Genomic DNA, 18,092 nt, shown 5'->3' on the forward strand with positions numbered 1-18,092 from the left:
TTGCTTAATGTTTTTCTATTATCAATTTAGATTTAAGCTCTTCATTAGCCTCGTCTTCGGCCGGTTCATGATCAGGGTCGCGGCGTGTTTTTGAAGCGAATACCATGTACATGGTTGGTATAACATAAAGTGTTAACACCAGCGAGAAAAGCATCCCCCCTATAATCACAATACCTAACGATACACGGCTTTTAGCGCCCGCGCCCAGGGCAAGCGCAATAGGCATAGAGCCAAGCACTACCGCCAAACTGGTCATTAAAATGGGGCGTAAACGCGATGTTGCCGCCTCGACAACAGCCTCGTACTTATTCAGGCCGGCCTCCATACGCTGGTTGGCAAACTCCACTATCAAAATACCATTTTTGGTTACCAGCCCCACCAGGGTGATGATACCTATCTGGCTAAATATGTTAAAAGTTTGATCGAAGAGCCAAAGGGATATGAAAGCGCCCGATATAGCCAGCGGTACGGTGAGCATCACAATAAACGGATCGACAAAGCTTTCGAACTGCGCGGCAAGCACCAGGTATATCAGCAGCAGCGCGAATAAGAACGCGAACGCGATGTTTGACGAACCCTCGGCAAAATCCCGGGATGGGCCGGTAAGCGCGGTGCTGAATGTTTCGTCGAGCAATTTTTTCGAGATGCGGTTCATTTCGGCAATACCGTCCCCTACAGTTTGGCCGGGGGCAAGGCCTGCCTGTACCGTTGCCGATTTAAACCTATTAAAGTGATAAATAGAAGGCGGGCTGGCGCTTTCTGCCACCTTCACCACGTTATCAAGCTGTACCAGGTTGCCCTTACTGCTGCGCACGTAAACCGATTTAAGATCTAAAGGCTGATCGCGGTTGGCCCTGTCAACCTGTGCAATTACCTGGTATTGTTTACCATTTATGAGGAAATAATCTAACCTGCCGCCGCTATAATAAAGTTGTAAGGTTTGTGCTATGTCATCAACAGAAACACCAAGGTCGCGGGCACGGTCGCGGTCGGTAGTAACCCTTAATTCGGGCTTGGTAAATTTCAAGTTCACATCCGTACCCTGAAAAACCGGGCTTTTTGATACCTCGGCAAAAAACTCGGGCAGCACTTTTCGGATCTTTTCAAAATCCTGGTTCTGGATGACAAATTGCACCGGCAACGATGTACGCGCGCCGCTGCCGCCGCCGCTTATGGTTTGTTCCTGCACTACAATAGCGCGGGCATCGGGCATGCGGGTTAATTTTTTATTTAGCCAGTCGGCTATTTCCTGCTGGCTTCGCCCGCGCTCATCGGGCGGGGTAAGCCCAATACGGCCAAAACCCGAGTTGGCCGAGCCGCCGCCACCAAATGATGGCGAAACTATCTCAAGGTTAACATTAGCTTCGGGGATAGAGTCGGTTATCAGGTCGGCAACTTTATCCATGTAGCGGGTCATGTACTCGTACGTTGCACCTTCCGATCCGGTAACCGAGTAGCGAAGCAAGCTGCGGTCATCAAGCGGGGCCAGTTCTGATGGTGTTATTTTAAACAATACCGCGGTAAGTAATAACGAGCCGCCAAGTATCACAAACGATACCCATTTTTTTTTCATGAAATTAACCAGCGTTTCGGTGTAGCCGTTGGTCATGTTCACAAAAAAGGGTTCGGTCATTACATAAAACTTCGATTTTTTCTGGCTTTTACGGATCAGCTTTACGTTAAGCATAGGCGTTAACGATAGGGACACGAATGCCGATATCAATACCGCCCCCGCCACAACTACCGCAAACTCGCGAAACAGCCTGCCTGTAAAACCCTGTAAAAATATAATAGGTAAAAAAACCGCGGCCAGGGTTACCGATGTTGATACTACCGCGAAAAGGATCTCGGCCGAACCTTCAAACGCGGCCTTGCGGATAGCCATACCTGCTTCTACCTTTTTGTAGATGTTCTCTGTAACCACAATACCATCATCAACTACCAAACCTGTGGCCAGCACTATGCCCAGCAATGTTAATATATTGATAGAGAACCCAAACACATACATAATAAAGAACGCCCCGATAAGCGATACCGGGATATCTATCAGCGGGCGGAAAGCAATGAGCCAGTCCCTGAAGAACAGGTAAATGATAATTACCACGAGGATGAACGATATCAGCAGCGTTTCTTTTACCTCGGTAATGGAGTTGTTGATAAACCTGGTATTATCCAGCGCAACCTTTACCGTAATATCCGGCGGCAGGTCTTTTTTTATCTGGTCCAGGCGTTTGTAAAAATCTTTGGCTATTTGCACGTAGTTGGCCCCCGGCTGCGGCACCACAGCCAAACCAACCATCGGCACGCCCGATTCTTTAAAAGAGGTTTCCTCATTGGCCGACCCTAATACGGCGTAGCCAATATCATCAAGCCTTATAACACGGTTACTATCTGCCCGGATGATGAGGTTATTAAAATCTTTTTCGCTGGTTAGCTTGCCAAGCGCGCGTATGGTAATTTCGGTATTGTTCCCTTCAATTTTACCTGCGGGCAGTTCCACATTCTCGCGTGCCAAAGCGGCGCCGATATCGGTAGCTGTAAGCCCCAGCGCCGATAGTTTATTAGGATCTATCCAAAGGCGCATAGCGTATTGGCGCTGCCCCTGTATGTTTATGGCGCTTACGCCGGGTATGGTTTGCAAGCCTTCCTGCAAAACGTTCTCGGCAAAATCATTTACCTGGGTTATGTTGCGGGTGGTGCTGCTTACGGTAAGTGTAATAATATTATCGGCGCTGGCATCGGCCTTGTTTACCACCGATGGTGCATTGATATCCTGCGGTAACTGGCGCTGTGCCTGCCCAACTTTGTCGCGCACATCGTTAGCGGCGGTTTCCAGATCGGCATCCAGCTCAAATTCAACCGTGATATTACTTGACCCCACCGAGCTTGTTGACGATATATTACGGATACCCGGTACACCGTTTATAGCTTTTTCCAGGGGCTCGGTTATCTGCGACTCGATAACATCGGAGTTTGCACCCGAATAACTGGTTGACACCGAAATAATTGGCGGATCTACCGACGGAAAATCGCGCACGCCTAAAAACTTATACCCGATAACACCAAATACAACTATTACAACAGACATAACTGTTGCCAATACGGGCCTTTTTATACTTACCGAGGATAAACTCATATTGGTTACTTAATAACTTTAAGGATCTGCAATGGAGATTTAGGGCGTATTTGTATCAGGCCGGAAACCACAATACTATCGCCCGCCTTTAACCCATCAATAATTTGAATTTTTGTATCGGTACGCAGGTCGGTTTTTACATTTTGGGCAACGGCTATACCGTTTTTATAAAGATAGATCTTGCTGCTTTTCAGGTCGGGTATAACGCACTCGGTGGGCACCATAATGGTTTTAGGGATTTGGTCGAGCGTTAAGTTGATCTTGGCAAATGAACCCGCGGTAAGGATGTTTTTAGGGTTTGGTGCTTTGGCACGCACGGTAATGGTGCGCGAATTAGCATCTAAAGCAGGCTCGATGGCATAAACGACAGCATTAAATTTCTCGCGCGAGCTTTCTACCGTAAAAGTAACCTTACTGCCTTTACCTATAATGGGCAGGTAGCGTTCGGGGACCGAAAAGGTAAGCTTTGCCGGGTCGATGTTTACCAGTGTGGCAATTGAAGTAGCCGGCGACAGGTAACCACCCGGACTAACATTCCTTAACCCAATAACACCCGAAAACGGCGCACGGATCTCGGTACGGGCAATTTGCGCCCTTATCACGTCGGCTTGTGCCTTCATGGAGTTTAATGACGAAAGCGAGGTTTCGTATTCCTCCTTGCTTACGGCTTCTTTCTGCAATAATATTTTGTTGCGGTTGTTAATATCCCTGGCAAGCACCATCTGCGCTTCGTTCTGCTGAAGCGATGCCTGCAGGTCCTGGTTGTAAACCTTTACCAGTAACTGCCCTTTTTGTACACGGGTGCCCTCGGTAAAATATATCCCGGTAATATTGCCTGCGGTCTGGCTTATCAGGTTCACTTTTTCGTTAGCATCAATGGTACCGGTTATATCTATCTGGTTACTTACAGCGGTATCTTTCACCACCATAATATTAACCGATACCGGGCCGTTCTTTTTTTTACCCTTCCCGGCAGTGGCCACGCTGTTTTGTTTAGCCCTTTTACTGAAAAATTTATTATAAACTAAAAACGCAACAAGCAGTGCGAGCAAAGTATATATAACGTATTTTGTTTTCATATTAGCTTGTTGGTGCAGTATGATTTATCCTTCATAAATTTATTGTACTTATAGTTACAGCGCATATAAATATAAATGTTTAAACATAGTTGCTATGTACAATTACTAATTAAAAGTACTTTATACTATGATTTTGCAATATTAACGGCTTATCAATCAAATTGATTGCATGTATCAACCATTTTACAACACTACTGTTTTTAGGTAGTTTATTTAAAAACATAAATTTTATAACTTGCCACATGAAAAAATTGCAACTATCGGCACTGGTTTATTTAATATTCTTTTTTATGAGCACTACACCCGGCAAAGCGGCTGGCATAGCTAAAATTTCGTACACGGTTAGCTTTCCGGAAGCGCAGGCACATTATGTAGATGTAGAGATGAATATTACCGGCTTAGCCCAGCCTTCTCTTGAGGTTAAAATGCCTGTTTGGGCGCCGGGATCGTACCTGGTAAGGGAGTTTGCCAAAAACATTGAAGGGTTTAGCGTTAGCGCCAACGGCAAACCGGTATCGGCACCCAAAATAAATAAGAATACATGGCGCATTGCCACCGCGGGCCTTAAATCGGTAACGGTAAAATATAAAGTTTACGCGTTCGAGCTATCGGTACGTACCAGCTTTATTGATGTATCGCATGCATTCCTGTCAACCACCGGGATATTTTTATTTCCCAAAGGGATGCTGAGCCAGCCCTCAACCATCACCATAAAACCTTATAAGGACTGGACCAAGGTATCCACCAGTTTAGAAACGGTTAAAGGCGATGTATTTACCCGCACCGCGCCCAATTACGATATTTTGTACGATTCGCCTTTAGAAATTGGTACACAGGATATATTTACGTTTGATGCCGCGGGCGTACATTATGAGGTAGCCATGTATGGCGGCGGCAATTACGATAAAGAACGCCTGAAAGTAGATATGGCTAAAGTAATAGAAGCCGAAACCGTTGTATTTGGCGAAAACCCAAACAAGCATTACACTTTTATAGTGCATAACAAACAACGTAACGGCGGCGGTTTAGAGCACTTAAGCTCTACTGTATTAGGTGCATCGCGCGATCAGTACAACAACGACCGTGGCTACCACGGCTTTTTAGGCCTTGTAGCCCACGAGCATTTCCACTTGTGGAATGTAAAACGTTTACGCCCAATTGCATTAGGTCCGTTTGATTATGATAATGAAAACTATACTACTAACTTGTGGATAGCAGAGGGCTTTACAGCCTATTACCAAAACATTGCTTTACGCTATGCGGGCCTGTCGACCCCCGAAGGCTTCCTTGGTGATATGGCAGGCGATATCAATACTGTTGAGAACCAGCCGGGCGCCAAGGTACAGCCGCTGTCCGAATCGAGCTTTGATGCCTGGATAAAAAGCTACCGCCCTAACGAAAACTCATTTAACACAGGCATATCTTATTACGATAAAGGCGCTGTTGTAGGTATGCTTTTAGACCTGGAGATCATCAACGGCAGCAACGGAAAATACAGCCTTAACGATGTAATGAGGTATATGTACAATACCTATTACAAAACTAAAAAACGTGGTTATACCGATGCCGAATTTAAAGCCGGCTTTGAAAAATTTGCCGGTAAAAACCTGAACGAGTTTTACGCCAGGTACATTAACGGTTTAGCGCCAATTAATTACAACAGGTACCTGGGTTATGCGGGTTATAAGCTAACAGATGAACTTGCACCTGCTAACGAACCTACCCTGGGCGTATTCACCAATCAGCGCAATATTATTACTACGGTAGTACGCGACGGTGCAGGCTGGGTTGATGGCCTGAACGTGGGCGACCAGATAACCCATATTGACGATACCCCGGTTACCGACCTTGCGGCTGTTATTAAAGGCAAAAAGGTGGGCGATAAAATTGTAGTAACCGTTAGCCGCGATGCACAGGCATTTAAAATACCGGTTACCCTAAAACGTAACGACAACGTTAAATACATCATTACCGAACTACCAAACGCTACGCCGCAGCAATTAGCTGTGCGTAAAAAATGGTTGAAGCTGTAAGTACAACCCATGCTTACTATAGGCGCCCTATCCGGAAAACGGATAGGGGGCTTTTTTTGTCGCGGGCTAATAAATAGCTTACCGGTGATAACCTGTTTACATGCCAATTTTATAATCTTAAAACATTTTAAGGGCATTTAATATTATTACACTATCCCTAAAAATATTAAAATCATCAACCATGAATTCATTACTGTACATTATTGCCATAATACTTGTTATAGGCTGGGCAGTTGCCTTTTTCCTTACTACAATTGGCAGTCTTATACATATAGTGTTAATACTTGCTGCTATTGTATTTTTATTTGGCCTGATACGCAAACCAACCGCTATATAAGCAAATGAATATTCCCTTTACACCTCAACTACTTGGCGACCTTATAGAAAAAGGATACACCTACGTGCTGGCAAGTACTGCTGCCGAGGCATCAAACCTGGTACTCAAACCTGTTAGGGAAAAACCCAAACTGCATAACCTGCCCAATGGCTTTAACACCTTTTATAAGATAACCCGCGAGCCCATGCAAATGGCTTGTGGAGTTGATGATGTGGTTATTGAAGTTGATTACGCTACCCTGAACCCCCAGATTACAGGCGAAGACATTTTTGAGGACAGTTACTTCCGCATGAGCGAGGACTTTTTCAGGCAGGTGTTGGATAGCCTGGAAGACTACGCTGTGATCACCACCGATAAAAATGGCGACATTAACAGCTGGAACAGCGGAGCGCAACGCGTTTTAGGTTATACCGAAGTGGAGGCCGTGGGCAGATGTGCCGACATATTTTTTACGCCCGAAGACGTTGCCAAAGGCGCGCCCGGATATGAACTTAACACTGCACTAAAAGAAGGCCGCGCGATAGACGAGCGTTACCATATGCGCAAAGATGGCACCCGTTTTTGGGGAAGCGGCCTGGTATTCCCTTTGTATGACGAGGATGGGCATCACCGGGGCTTTACCAAAATTATGCGCAACCTGCGCGAGCAGCAGGAAGCAAAACTTGAAGGCCCGGAATTTTAAATCATAAAAAAGCCGGCCTGTAAACAAGCCGGCCGGGTATTAAATATCAGGGTTTAGTTAGCGTACACGGTATGCAGGTTTCTTAAGGGTAATTCTTACTACACCATTTGCTCCCTCTTTACCATATAAGGCAATAGCATTTTTATCACTCAATACGTCAACCCGCTCAATAGTACTGGGTTTTATCCCGTCAATTGACTTTACAATTTTACCGTCGACCACGTACAATGCGTTTTGTATCGAATTAGGGCTATTCCCCTTTATTGGCACATATTGTTTTATAGTATCATTTAAACTGAATGGCTTTACAGGTTCGTATCCTGTTTTTGTTGCTTTATCATCATCAGGGGCTAAGGCAAAATTTATCGGCAGGCTGTACGCAACCCTTACCTCGCGGCCGTTTTGCATTCCCGGTTTCCAGTTAGGGCTTGTACTCATTACCCTTAATGCTTCCGCGTCAATATCAGGGCTAACACCTCTTATAACTTTCAAATCCGTTAACGATCCGTCTTTTTCAACAACAAATGTTACTATAACCCGGCCCTGGATATTCTTTTCGCGTGCATCTTTTGGGTACTTTACATTTTGGGCAAGCCATTTGCCAAAGGCAGCATCCCCACCCGGAAACACGGGCGTATGCTCTACAGCTACAAATACAGGGTTAGCATCGGCGCCTGTTGGTTCGCCGGTCGCTGCAATTTTATTTCCCAGTGAAAAAGTTACCGGTACCGAATACTGAACACGCACCTTTCTGCCGTTTTGTATGCCCGGCACCCATTTTGGCGATGCCTTAAGCACCCGTACCGCTTCTTCATCCGTGCCGCTGCCTAATGCTCTTAACACTTTAATATCCGTAAGCGATCCATCCGTTTCTACCACAAAAGTTAAAACCGAGCGGCCTTCCACTTTATTTTTTTTCGCTTCGGCAGGGTATTTAATATTTTTGCCTAAATATTTGGCAAATGCAGCCTGCCCCCCCGGGAACCTCGGCGATTGCTCCACCGCGGTAAAAACCTGCGTCTTGTTTTCTTCCGGGATGGTATCCAATAAAGGTAATTTATCCTTTTTCGGGTCGTATGTAACGATGGTTGTTTTGTAGGTAGTATCAATCAATACTTCCTTTGCCGGTGCCCGGAATACCTTTTCGGCTTTTTCGTGGATAGTACTTACCGCGTTGCTATTGCTTATAGTTGCCGACGATAACACCAACATTAGTATAAATAATGGTGCAGATAAGCCGTATTTGATCAGTTTTATGCGCTGCGATCTATCCTTTTGTAACATCATGATCCGTTTTTTTAGTAAACTGTGATTATAAAATGGGTTAACTAACTGGTGTGCCGGCGTGTCAAACGTTTGGCTCAGCAATAACAATGCGTACGCTGCCTTGTTGGTGCCTGCTTTAAGCGTATGCCTGTCGGCGATGTACTCGTGCACGTGTTTAATAGCAAACCGGTAAAGGTAAACCACGGGGTTAAACCAATTGATGATCATCACCGCTTCTATGATCAGCACATCTGCTGAGTGGAACTGGCGGGCATGCACCAGCTCGTGGCTTTCTATTACTTCCTTGCCATCTATACCATCGCTTACCCTTATCTTGTTAAAAAAAGAATAGGATACTGATGGTGAAGGGTCTTTAATTATTCGTCTCAATAAAATCAGTTGAATAATAAGCTTTACAGCTAATATGATAACCCCTACCGTATACAGCGCTATCAATACCTGGCCTATGGTTATGGGGTTATCTTTTATGGGGGCCAGATCGGTAATGGTGATGGCATTGCCGCCGTAAATGCCGTATTGTACCTTTTGGGTAATAAACAGGCCTTTAACCCATTCGCTTTGTATCAACGGGATAAAAAACGAAAGGATAGCAGTGCCCACCAGGTACACGCGGTTAAGCTGAAAAAACGTTTCGCGGCGCAGCAGTAAACTATAGAAGCCGAAAAACAGCGTCAGGTAAATATTTACCAGCAATAAATAATGCCACCAGTTCATAATTATTTGTCTTTAAGTTTCTCAATCAGTTTCATGATCTCATCAGCCTCTTTCAGGTTAATTTTTTCCTTGTTCACAAAAAAGGATAAGATCCTGTTCACCGAGTTATCAAAGTAGCCGGTAAGTAATTTATCAGCGGCAAAGTTCTTGTACTCCTCTTTGCTTACAACCGGGTAATACTCGTGGCTTTTACCAAAGGCATTATGGTCAACAAATCCTTTGGTTTCCAGTATCCTGATGATGGTTGATACGGTGTTATAAGCGGGTTTCGGCTCGGGCAAAACATCTAAAACATCTTTTACGAAGCCTTTTTCCAGCTGCCACAGCACTTGCATAATTTGCTCTTCGGCGCGGGTTAAATCTTTTATTTCCATTTATTTAAGATGATTATTGGTATGTTAATGCTAAGGTATATCATATAAATTTAATTTACAACTAAATGTTTAGTTTATTTTTTAATTAAACTTTTATTTGTCTATTTGGTTATCAATCACAACTTATTTTGCCCAACCCCTCCCCGGAAGGGAGGGGTTTAAAAAGTCGCTCCTACTGGGAGAGATTTAGAGGGGGCTTAATTTTATTACAACCTATTATAAATGGATATTACCTTTCACGGAGCCGCCCGTAACGTAACCGGCAGCAAGCACTTACTACGGCTACAGGATGGCACAGGCATCCTCTTAGATTGCGGCATGTTCCAGGGCCTTGGCGAACAAACCGAGGACATGAACGAACACTTTGGCTTTAACCCCAAAAAGGTTGATTACCTTATATTGTCGCATGCGCATATAGATCATTGCGGCCTGATACCCCGTTTGGTTAAAGAGGGCTTTGAAGGGCAGATATTTTGCACCGCTGCCACTATGGACCTGGCGCGCATACTGTTGATGGACTCGGCCAAGATCCAGATGCAGGATATTGAATATAGCAACAAGCACCGCGCCCGCAAAGGCCAGCCCCTGTTAGAAGCCCTATATACCGAAGAAGATGCTATTGCCGCGTTAGGCCTGTTTAAAATTGTTAATTACCACCAGGAATACCATATCAACCCAAACCTTAAATTTAAATTTACCGATGCCGGGCATGTGCTGGGCAGCGCGGCAGTACATATAGCAGCTACCGAAAACGGCAAAAAAACTTATATTACTTTTAGCGGGGATGTTGGCCGGTACGGCGACCTGATACTTAAAAGCCCGCAAACCTTCCCGCAGGCCGATTATATTTTACTGGAATCGACCTATGGCGACAGCCTCCACAAAGATATTGGCCCCATTGAGGAAGCCTTATTAGATGTTATTAAACAAACCTGCGAGGTAAAAAAAGGCAAGGTGATTATCCCGGCGTTTAGCGTGGGCCGTACCCAGGAGTTACTGTACGCCTTAAATGCATTAGAGCTTAAAGGCGTATTACCCGATGTACCCTATTATGTGGATAGCCCGCTATCTGAAAAAGCTACCCAGGTTTTAAAAGACCACCCCGAAGAATATAACAGGGATGTAAAAGAAGTAATGAAGGTTGATGCCGACCCATTTGGTTTTAAGGGGCTTAGGTTTGTACAATCAACCGAGGAATCTATAGCACTTAACGATGATGTGAGGCCGTGTGTTATCATCTCCTCATCGGGCATGGCCGAGGCAGGGCGGGTGAAGCATCACATCAAAAACAACATCAGCAATCAAAAAAACACTATACTAATGGTGGGTTATGCCGAGCCAAATTCGCTGGGTGGCAGGCTTGCCCGCGGCGAAAAAGAGGTTTACATTTTTGGCGAGCAATACCAGGTGAATGCCGATGTGCGATCTATCAAAAGTATGAGCGCCCACGGCGATTACGAGGACCTGTTGCACTTTCTATCCTGCCAGGACCCTGAAATGGTTAAGAAAGTTTTCCTGGTACACGGCGAATACGAGGTACAGCAGCACTTTGCTGAAAAAATAAAAGAAAAAGGATTTGATAATATCCAGATCCCCTACCAGCACGAGAAAGTGGTGTTGGAATAATATGAGTAAAGGGACATGCGATTCCTTCCCTGGGGAAGGAGGGGGTAGGGGTTATTCGCCATGTTTAATAACAAGGCGTACAAACCCCTCCCTCCCATCGCGCAAACCAACAGCACCCCTCCCAAGGGAGGGAATTGAGCTTTCAAAATTTTCCTTACAAGAAAGCCCCGCAATTGCGGGGCTTTCTTGTATCCTATTATTTCTTCAAACCAATTTCCCTTAAACGCTCGTCCAGGTACTCACCGGCGGTAATATCGGTGTAGAGCTTGGGGTGCTGTGCATCAATAGTTGATGGCAAGCTGGTAAGGTCCATACTTATTTTAGGGTGCAGGAAGAATGGCACCGAAAAACGCGAATTCTTCATTTGCTCGCGCGGCGGGTTTACCACCCGGTGCGTGGTTGATTTTAGCTTGTTGTTGGTTAAACGCTGCAGCATATCGCCCACGTTAACCACCAAATCTTCGCCAAAAGCGGTAACCGGGAACCAAGTATTATCGCGGGTAAGCAGTTCAAGCCCATCGGCGCTTGCGCCTATCAAAAGGGTTATCAGGTTAATATCCTCGTGTGCACCGGCGCGTACCGCATCGTCAGGCAATGCATCGGGGTTTTCAATCGGGAAGTAATGCAGGGTGCGCAGTATCGAGTTACCGTTGTGCACTTTATCGTCAAAGTAATTTTCATCAAGGCCTAAGTAAACCGCTATGGCACGCAGCAAATGCGTTCCTGCTGCTTCCAATTTCTTATAAACCTCTAATGTGGTGCTGTTAAATCCAGGCTGCTCGGCAACTACAATGTTATCCGGGTAGGTTTCTTTTATGGGGTCGCCATCGGTTACGGTTTGGCCTATTTGCCAAAACTCTTTCAGGTCGGGCACTTTAAATCCTTTTGCGGTTTCTTTGTTTTTGCCGGTGTAACCGCGCTGCCCTGCAAGGCCGGGGATCTCATACTTATCTTTAACTTCTTCGGGCAAGGCAAAAAGCGCTTTTACCTGGGTGTAAAGTTCATCAATAAGCGCCTTACTAAGGCCATGGTTGGTAATGGTTACAAAGCCGGTTTCGTTAAAAGCTTTGCCAATACTGTCTGAAAAAGCCTTACGTTCCTGGGGCGTACCATTTATATACGTGTTAAGATCAAGCCGGGGGATATTTACTGTACTCATAGTTTCGATATTAAAAGCCAAAATTATCTAAAACAGCGGAGATAATCCTCCGCCAGGTTGATAAAATATCCGTAGCTGTGTAATTGTTTTATGACATTGGCTTTAAAACAATTACAGGTTTAAACGTTTCTGATTAAAGCAAGTCAAATGCTATATACCAGTTTTAATACCGTACAACATGAAAATTTTAAATAAAATATGGGGAATAGGCTTATTAGCATTTATGCTGATGTTAGCCGCCCCGCACAAAACCATAGCCCAGCAAGAGGGCCAATATATATCCGACCAGGAGTTTTACGACGAATTGCAGCCTTACGGCACCTGGGTAGAAGACCCGCAGTATGGTACTGTTTGGGTGCCCGATGTTGAAGAAGATTTTAGGCCTTACGCAACCCGCGGCCACTGGGCATTAACCGAATATGGCAACACCTGGGTATCAGATTATCCGTGGGGATGGGCAACCTTCCATTACGGCAGGTGGCATTTTGACGATTATTACGGATGGGAGTGGATCCCCGGGAACGAATGGGCACCGGCATGGGTTACCTGGAGAGATGGCGGCGGCTATTATGGCTGGGCGCCAATGGAGCCGGGCGTAAGTTTTGATGCATCATATGCCGACAATTACAGCGTGCCTGATAACTACTGGATATTTGCGCCATACGCTTACATTAACTACACCAATGTGTACAATTACTATGTACCGCATACCAGGGTAAATTATATTATCAGGAACACGCATTGGATGCGTAACAGGTACACCCGCAATAACCATAACTACAACGCAGGCCCGCGCCGCGAGGATATACAGCGTTACAGCCATCGCCCGGTGCACGTTTACAACATAACTAATGTAAACAGGCCATCGCGTATTACAGTGAACAAGAACACTATTAATATATACAGGCCCGCTGTTAGGCAAAACACTGATGCCCGCCCTGCAAGGGTGGTTGATGGTGCCGCTTACAAACAGCAAAACCCGGCGCACCGTATAGCCGGCAGCAACCGCAGCAAAGGCACAATTTACAATGCGGCAAATGCAGCTAAACTGGCGCAGGCAGCAAGGGATAGCAAGCCCGATTCGAAGTTGGTAAGGGTAAACACCAATGTTGATGGCCGCGCCAACGCTAACCCGGCAACACGCCCTGCAAGGCCCGATGCTGCAACCCGCAATAATGATAACAAACCCGACCGTACAAACAGGCCGGCAGTTACCGGCGATGTACAACACCAGCGCGATATAGATAAGCAGCAAAGTGTTGCCCAACGCCAGCAAATGCGCGAACAGCAGCAGAAAGCGCGTGAGCAGCAAACCGAACAGCAAAAACAAGCCACTGAGCAACGCGCACAACAACAGGAGGCCCATAGGCAACAGCGCGCAACCCGCCCGGCAGTTACCGATAATACTGCCGAAACGCAACAAAAGGAACAGGCGCGCCAGCAAGTATTAGAACAAAAGAAACAGCAGTTACAGGAACGCCAGCAAGTACGCGAGCAGCAGGAGCAGCAGCGCCAGCAAGCACAACAAGCACGCGAGCAACAAAAGCAACAGCAAACCCAGCAACTGCAGGAACGCCAGCAGGCCCGCGAGCAGCAGGAGCAGCAGCGCCAGCAAGCACAACAAGCACGCGAGCAACAAAAGCAACAAAAGCAACAGCAAACCCAGCAACTGCAGGAACGCCAGCAGGCCCGCGAGCAGCAGGAGCAGCAACGCCAGCAAGCGCAGCAAGCACGCGAACAGCATCGCCAGCAGCAGGAGCAACAGCAGCAAGCACGCGAACAGCAAAGACAACAGCAGGAGCAGCAACGCCAGCAACAGCAGCAGGCACGCGAACAGCAAAGGCAACAACAGGAACAGCAACGCCAGCAACAGAGCCCGGCCGCTGGTCATCGCCCGCGTAGCTAATAAATAACCCTATTTACAAAGAGCACATGTTTTTAACATGTGCTCTTTTATTTACCGGCACCCGCCAGGAAAATACCTGCAAAAAAAAAGCTACCGGCTTGCGCAGGTAACTCTTTTATAAGATCAGTAGTTTTTTATACTGATTATGCAACTATAAATGAACCTACTAAAAGGTCAAGTACTGCTTGTTTTGAAAGCGGTTCATCAAACGATGCGGTTAGGATACGTGTAGAAGCCAAACCTGATAAGTTTACGCCACCCTGGGTAATATTCTCTTCGCCGGCATAATTGCCATTGGCTAAAGATACCTTGGTATCGTTACCGTTATCAAGCGTGCTTTCTATCCAGGGTTTATTATCGGTCATCCCTTTATCAAAACGCAATTTACGTATAGCCGAGGCGTGGCGGGCTTCAACAGCGTGTATTGATAAAGCTGCCGTTAACACCACCTGGTTACCCTTAAGGGCTGGCGCCTGGCCTTTGTAAGCACGTACACCGGTGTCTTCAAAAACCTGAGCGGCAGTTAAAAACAAAGCGTAATCGTTAAACGCGTTCTTGAAGGGGCCATTACCGCTACCATTACCACCCGATAGGTCGATATTTGGTTTTGACACGGCTGTACCGCCTAAAGCGGCGATGGTATCCTGTAAAAATTTTACGTGGGCGTTTTCGTCACGTGCAACTACATTTAAATACGGCTTGTCACTGGCAGGTATCACTCCCGAAGATTTTCCAGTATTGTAAAACTCTGCCTCCAAAAACTCTAAGGTAAGTGCAAAATTCAATACTTCGATAACCGCAGGTGAAGCAGCTTGCCCGTAAGCTTTTTTAAACATTGTACCTAAAGCAAAAGGCAGGGCTGCAACGGCTACTTTAGAGCCAAAGCTGGTTATATTTTTAATAGCATCGCGGCGAGGGCTCAGGCGCTCATTTATTTCCGGATCTACTGTTTCTATTTCGTCTAATATGTTGAATAAATTCATGGCGGTATTATTTAAAGTTATATTGAAAACTTGGTGCAGTAACTTTGGTTTTTAAGAAACCATTTGCAGCGGCGAGGACCTGGGCAATAGTAGCCGATTCGTTTAAACCGTTGGCATCAACGTTGTCTGACGCTACAAAAGTGCCGTTATCCAATAAGTTTGATATAAGGGCGGCATGCCTGGCCTCAACCGAAACTATTTTGCCTGCAAGTGTTAAATACTCGTCGCTTTCTATTAAATAACCTGCGCCGTTATAGGCCTTTACACCAGTGTCTTCAAATAACTTTGCAGCCTTTAGTACGCTTGTGCGGTCGCTAAAATCTATTTTGCTAAAATCAGGGGTAAGGTCCATTATGGCCTTATCACCCAAAGCGGTTTTAAAAAATTTACGGTGTATCACCTCGTGGCCGCGTATATCTGTAAGATAAGCGGTTTCAGTAGCCGATATACCACTATATGGGTTAGCAACTACCTGTACGTAAAATGCGGCTTCCAGTTGCTCAAGCGCGTAAGCATAGTTAAGTATACCTATATCGCCCGAACCAATATCGGTAATGCCTTTGCCATCGGTGCTACCACCTGTGTCTGGTTTATGACCAGGAATGATAGGGTCATTTTTTGTGCAGGATGCTGCGCTCATAACAGCTACTGCTGCTGCACTGGCGCCGGCATAACGCAAAAACGACCTTCTGGCCATATTTGCCCCGCCGGTAGTTGGGTTAAAGTCTGTTTTCATAAGTTGATTAATTTGTAAATGTTTTGTAAGATTATTACAGTCACTTACGCACAAAGTTTTAACCCGGATTTAAAATCGTATCGTTTATAGCAAATTGGAGTAAGAAAAGGTTTAAAAGCACAAAAAAGGCCGAAAAACTCTCGCAGTATTTCGGCCCTACATCTACCTATGAAAAACTCCCTTTGAGAAGGGTTGCTTAACTATATACAAATGCAGTGCCTGTTTATAAAATGCCTGTTTTGGCTTAAAACCTGCACTTTATAAATAATACCCGTTTTTATAATGTAGAAATTGGTTCTCACTGTGTAGAAAAAAATTTACCCGTATGTTAACCGGGCGTATAATTTGTTTATAACCTTATGATAATTTATTAGAAACTTATTATAACTAACAATGTTACAGTTAGTATGGATTACAATGTGTATTTATTGGCTACCGACCCTAACAACCCTTGCAGGGATGTGATACACTCGAGAGACACCGGTTTAAAGATCAGGGTTTTTTGCCTTAGTGAAGATAAGTTTAACCCCAGCGACAGCGAAATTCAACTATACGGATACGCGTTTGGGAAGCTTTACGCTTTTGAAACCATTAACATTACCGCTGATGACGCGCTTGATGTAGTAAGCGCGATACAATGGTATGCTGATTATATTGAGTACCCCGATATGGAAATTTTGCCCGAAGACCCGCGCGGAAGCCAAAATATAGCCATGTGATAAATACAACAAGCTGTATATCTACCATTTACAAATAATTTAAATTATTTTTTGAGGTATTGGCTGCAAATTCTATATTTGCAGTCCCAAAACGAACGGGAGTTTAGCTCAGCTGGTTCAGAGCATTCCGATTTAAATCGGAAGAGTCACTGGCCAAAGAGTTGAAATCAAAAAGGGAGTTTAGCTCAGCTGGTTCAGAGCATCTGCCTTACAAGCAGAGGGTCACTGGTTCGAACCCAGTAACTCCCACAAAGCCTTACAGAAATGTAGGGCTTTTTGTTTAAGCATATGTTTTTCACTTACATACTATATTCTATGTCGCTTGACAAATACTATGTTGGTTCTACATCCAACTTGGATGAACGTGTAAAAAAACATAATACTAACCACAAAGGCTTCACCGGCAGGGCTCCCGATTGGGTAATTAAATGGTCAGAAACATTACCTACAAAAGAAGATGCAGGCATGCGCGAGCGTCAGATAAAATCCTGGAAAAGTAAAAAAATGATACAACAGCTTATTGCCAGTTCAAAATAGCTGGTTCAGTGCATCCCGATTTTACATCGGGAGGGTCACTGGTTCGAACCCAGTAACTCCCACAAAGCCTTACAGAAATGTAGGGCTTTTTGTTTAAGCATATGTTTTTCACTTACATACTATATTCTATGTCGCTTGACAAATACTATGTTGGTTCTACATCCAACTTGGATGAACGTGTAAAAAAACATAATACTAACCACAAAGGCTTCACCGGCAGGGCTCCCGATTGGGTAATTAAATGGTCAGAAACATTACCTACAAAAGAAGATGCAGGCATGCGCGAGCGTCAGATAAAATCCTGGAAAAGTAAAAAAATGATACAACAGCTTATTGCCAGTTCAAAATAGCTGGTTCAGTGCATCCCGATTTTACATCGGGAGGGTCACTGGTTCGAACCCAGTAACTCCCACAAAGCCTTACAGAAATGTAGGGCTTTTTGTTTAAGCATATGTTTTTCACTTACATACTATATTCTATGTCGCTTGACAAATACTATGTTGGTTCTACATCCAACTTGGATGAACGTGTAAAAAAACATAATACTAACCACAAAGGCTTCACCGGCAGGGCTCCCGATTGGGTAATTAAATGGTCAGAAACATTACCTACAAAAGAAGATGCAGGCATGCGCGAGCGTCAGATAAAATCCTGGAAAAGTAAAAAAATGATACAACAGCTTATTGCCAGTTCAAAATAGCTGGTTCAGTGCATCCCGATTTTACATCGGGAGGGTCACTGGTTCGAACCCAGTAACTCCCACAAAGCCTTACAGAAATGTAGG

Annotated in this window: 16 protein-coding genes and 1 tRNA gene; 10 read left to right on the forward strand and 7 right to left on the reverse strand. The window is 45.1% G+C overall.

The features are described from left to right. Positions 1–4 precede the first annotated feature (4 nt). Together EWM62_RS17555 and EWM62_RS17560 are read right to left on the reverse strand one after the other, a co-directional pair. Positions 5–3,136, reverse strand: coding sequence for an efflux RND transporter permease subunit (locus EWM62_RS17555; protein ID WP_129877985.1), 3,132 nt, complete (start codon positions 3,134–3,136; stop codon positions 5–7). 5 nt (positions 3,137–3,141) lie between these two features. Continuing rightward, positions 3,142–4,215, reverse strand: a complete 1,074-nt coding sequence (locus EWM62_RS17560) for an efflux RND transporter periplasmic adaptor subunit (protein WP_129877986.1) — start codon at positions 4,213–4,215, stop codon at positions 3,142–3,144. A 242-nt stretch (positions 4,216–4,457) separates the two neighbouring features. Between EWM62_RS17560 and EWM62_RS17565 the strand changes: the two genes are divergently transcribed. From EWM62_RS17565 to EWM62_RS17575, 3 genes are all read left to right on the forward strand, one after another. Beyond that, complete coding sequence (locus EWM62_RS17565) at positions 4,458–6,248, forward strand: M61 family metallopeptidase (RefSeq protein ID WP_129877987.1); 1,791 nt, start codon at positions 4,458–4,460, stop codon at positions 6,246–6,248. A 181-nt stretch (positions 6,249–6,429) separates the two neighbouring features. Continuing rightward, positions 6,430–6,585: a lmo0937 family membrane protein gene (locus EWM62_RS17570; RefSeq protein WP_129877988.1), complete on the forward strand. Its 156-nt coding sequence runs from the start codon at positions 6,430–6,432 to the stop codon at positions 6,583–6,585. Between the two features lie 4 nt (positions 6,586–6,589). Next, positions 6,590–7,267: a PAS domain-containing protein gene (locus EWM62_RS17575; protein WP_129877989.1), complete on the forward strand. Its 678-nt coding sequence runs from the start codon at positions 6,590–6,592 to the stop codon at positions 7,265–7,267. 57 nt (positions 7,268–7,324) lie between these two features. On the opposite strand, the gene EWM62_RS17580 is transcribed toward EWM62_RS17575, so the two are convergent. Together EWM62_RS17580 and EWM62_RS17585 are read right to left on the reverse strand one after the other, a co-directional pair. Next, on the reverse strand, positions 7,325–9,268 hold the full coding sequence (locus EWM62_RS17580) for a M56 family metallopeptidase (RefSeq protein WP_129877990.1): 1,944 nt from the start codon (positions 9,266–9,268) through the stop codon (positions 7,325–7,327). A gap of 2 nt (positions 9,269–9,270) precedes the next feature. Next, entirely contained in the window at positions 9,271–9,642 is a 372-nt protein-coding gene (locus EWM62_RS17585) for a BlaI/MecI/CopY family transcriptional regulator (RefSeq protein WP_129877991.1), read from the reverse strand. Between the two features lie 222 nt (positions 9,643–9,864). Here EWM62_RS17585 and EWM62_RS17590 point away from each other — a divergent pair, with 222 nt between their 5' ends. Further along, complete coding sequence (locus tag EWM62_RS17590) at positions 9,865–11,268, forward strand: MBL fold metallo-hydrolase RNA specificity domain-containing protein (RefSeq protein WP_129877992.1); 1,404 nt, start codon at positions 9,865–9,867, stop codon at positions 11,266–11,268. 196 nt (positions 11,269–11,464) lie between these two features. On the opposite strand, the gene EWM62_RS17595 is transcribed toward EWM62_RS17590, so the two are convergent. Continuing rightward, positions 11,465–12,427, reverse strand: coding sequence for an isopenicillin N synthase family dioxygenase (locus EWM62_RS17595; protein ID WP_129877993.1), 963 nt, complete (start codon positions 12,425–12,427; stop codon positions 11,465–11,467). Positions 12,428–12,605: 178 nt separating this feature from the next. On the opposite strand from EWM62_RS17595, the gene EWM62_RS19370 reads away from it, so the two are divergent. Next, a complete protein-coding gene (locus EWM62_RS19370; protein ID WP_162499866.1) occupies positions 12,606–14,333 on the forward strand; it encodes a cell envelope integrity protein TolA in 1,728 nt (575 codons plus the stop codon). Positions 14,334–14,476: 143 nt separating this feature from the next. Here the strand turns inward: EWM62_RS19370 and EWM62_RS17605 are convergent, their stop codons facing one another. Together EWM62_RS17605 and EWM62_RS17610 are read right to left on the reverse strand one after the other, a co-directional pair. Further along, positions 14,477–15,316, reverse strand: coding sequence for a ferritin-like domain-containing protein (locus EWM62_RS17605; RefSeq protein ID WP_129877994.1), 840 nt, complete (start codon positions 15,314–15,316; stop codon positions 14,477–14,479). Between the two features lie 7 nt (positions 15,317–15,323). Continuing rightward, the gene (locus EWM62_RS17610; RefSeq protein WP_129877995.1) at positions 15,324–16,052 is read right to left on the reverse strand and encodes a ferritin-like domain-containing protein; all 729 of its coding nucleotides are present in this window, start codon (positions 16,050–16,052) and stop codon (positions 15,324–15,326) included. A gap of 407 nt (positions 16,053–16,459) precedes the next feature. On the opposite strand from EWM62_RS17610, the gene EWM62_RS17615 reads away from it, so the two are divergent. The 5 genes from EWM62_RS17615 (at position 16,460) to EWM62_RS17645 (ending at position 18,008) form a co-directional block, all read left to right on the forward strand. Further along, a complete protein-coding gene (locus EWM62_RS17615; protein ID WP_129877996.1) occupies positions 16,460–16,771 on the forward strand; it encodes a hypothetical protein in 312 nt (103 codons plus the stop codon). 174 nt (positions 16,772–16,945) lie between these two features. After that, a tRNA-Val gene (locus tag EWM62_RS17620) sits at positions 16,946–17,020 on the forward strand. A gap of 39 nt (positions 17,021–17,059) precedes the next feature. Continuing rightward, positions 17,060–17,308 (forward strand): GIY-YIG nuclease family protein, encoded by a 249-nt coding sequence (locus EWM62_RS17625; protein ID WP_129877704.1) that lies wholly within the window; start codon positions 17,060–17,062, stop codon positions 17,306–17,308. Positions 17,309–17,409: 101 nt separating this feature from the next. Next, positions 17,410–17,658, forward strand: coding sequence for a GIY-YIG nuclease family protein (locus EWM62_RS17635; RefSeq protein ID WP_129877704.1), 249 nt, complete (start codon positions 17,410–17,412; stop codon positions 17,656–17,658). A 101-nt stretch (positions 17,659–17,759) separates the two neighbouring features. After that, complete coding sequence (locus EWM62_RS17645; RefSeq protein WP_129877704.1) at positions 17,760–18,008, forward strand: GIY-YIG nuclease family protein; 249 nt, start codon at positions 17,760–17,762, stop codon at positions 18,006–18,008. Positions 18,009–18,092 lie beyond the last annotated feature (84 nt).

The sequence above is a fragment of the Mucilaginibacter terrigena genome (assembly GCF_004168255.1).
Classification (GTDB): Bacteria; Bacteroidota; Bacteroidia; order Sphingobacteriales; family Sphingobacteriaceae; genus Mucilaginibacter; species Mucilaginibacter terrigena.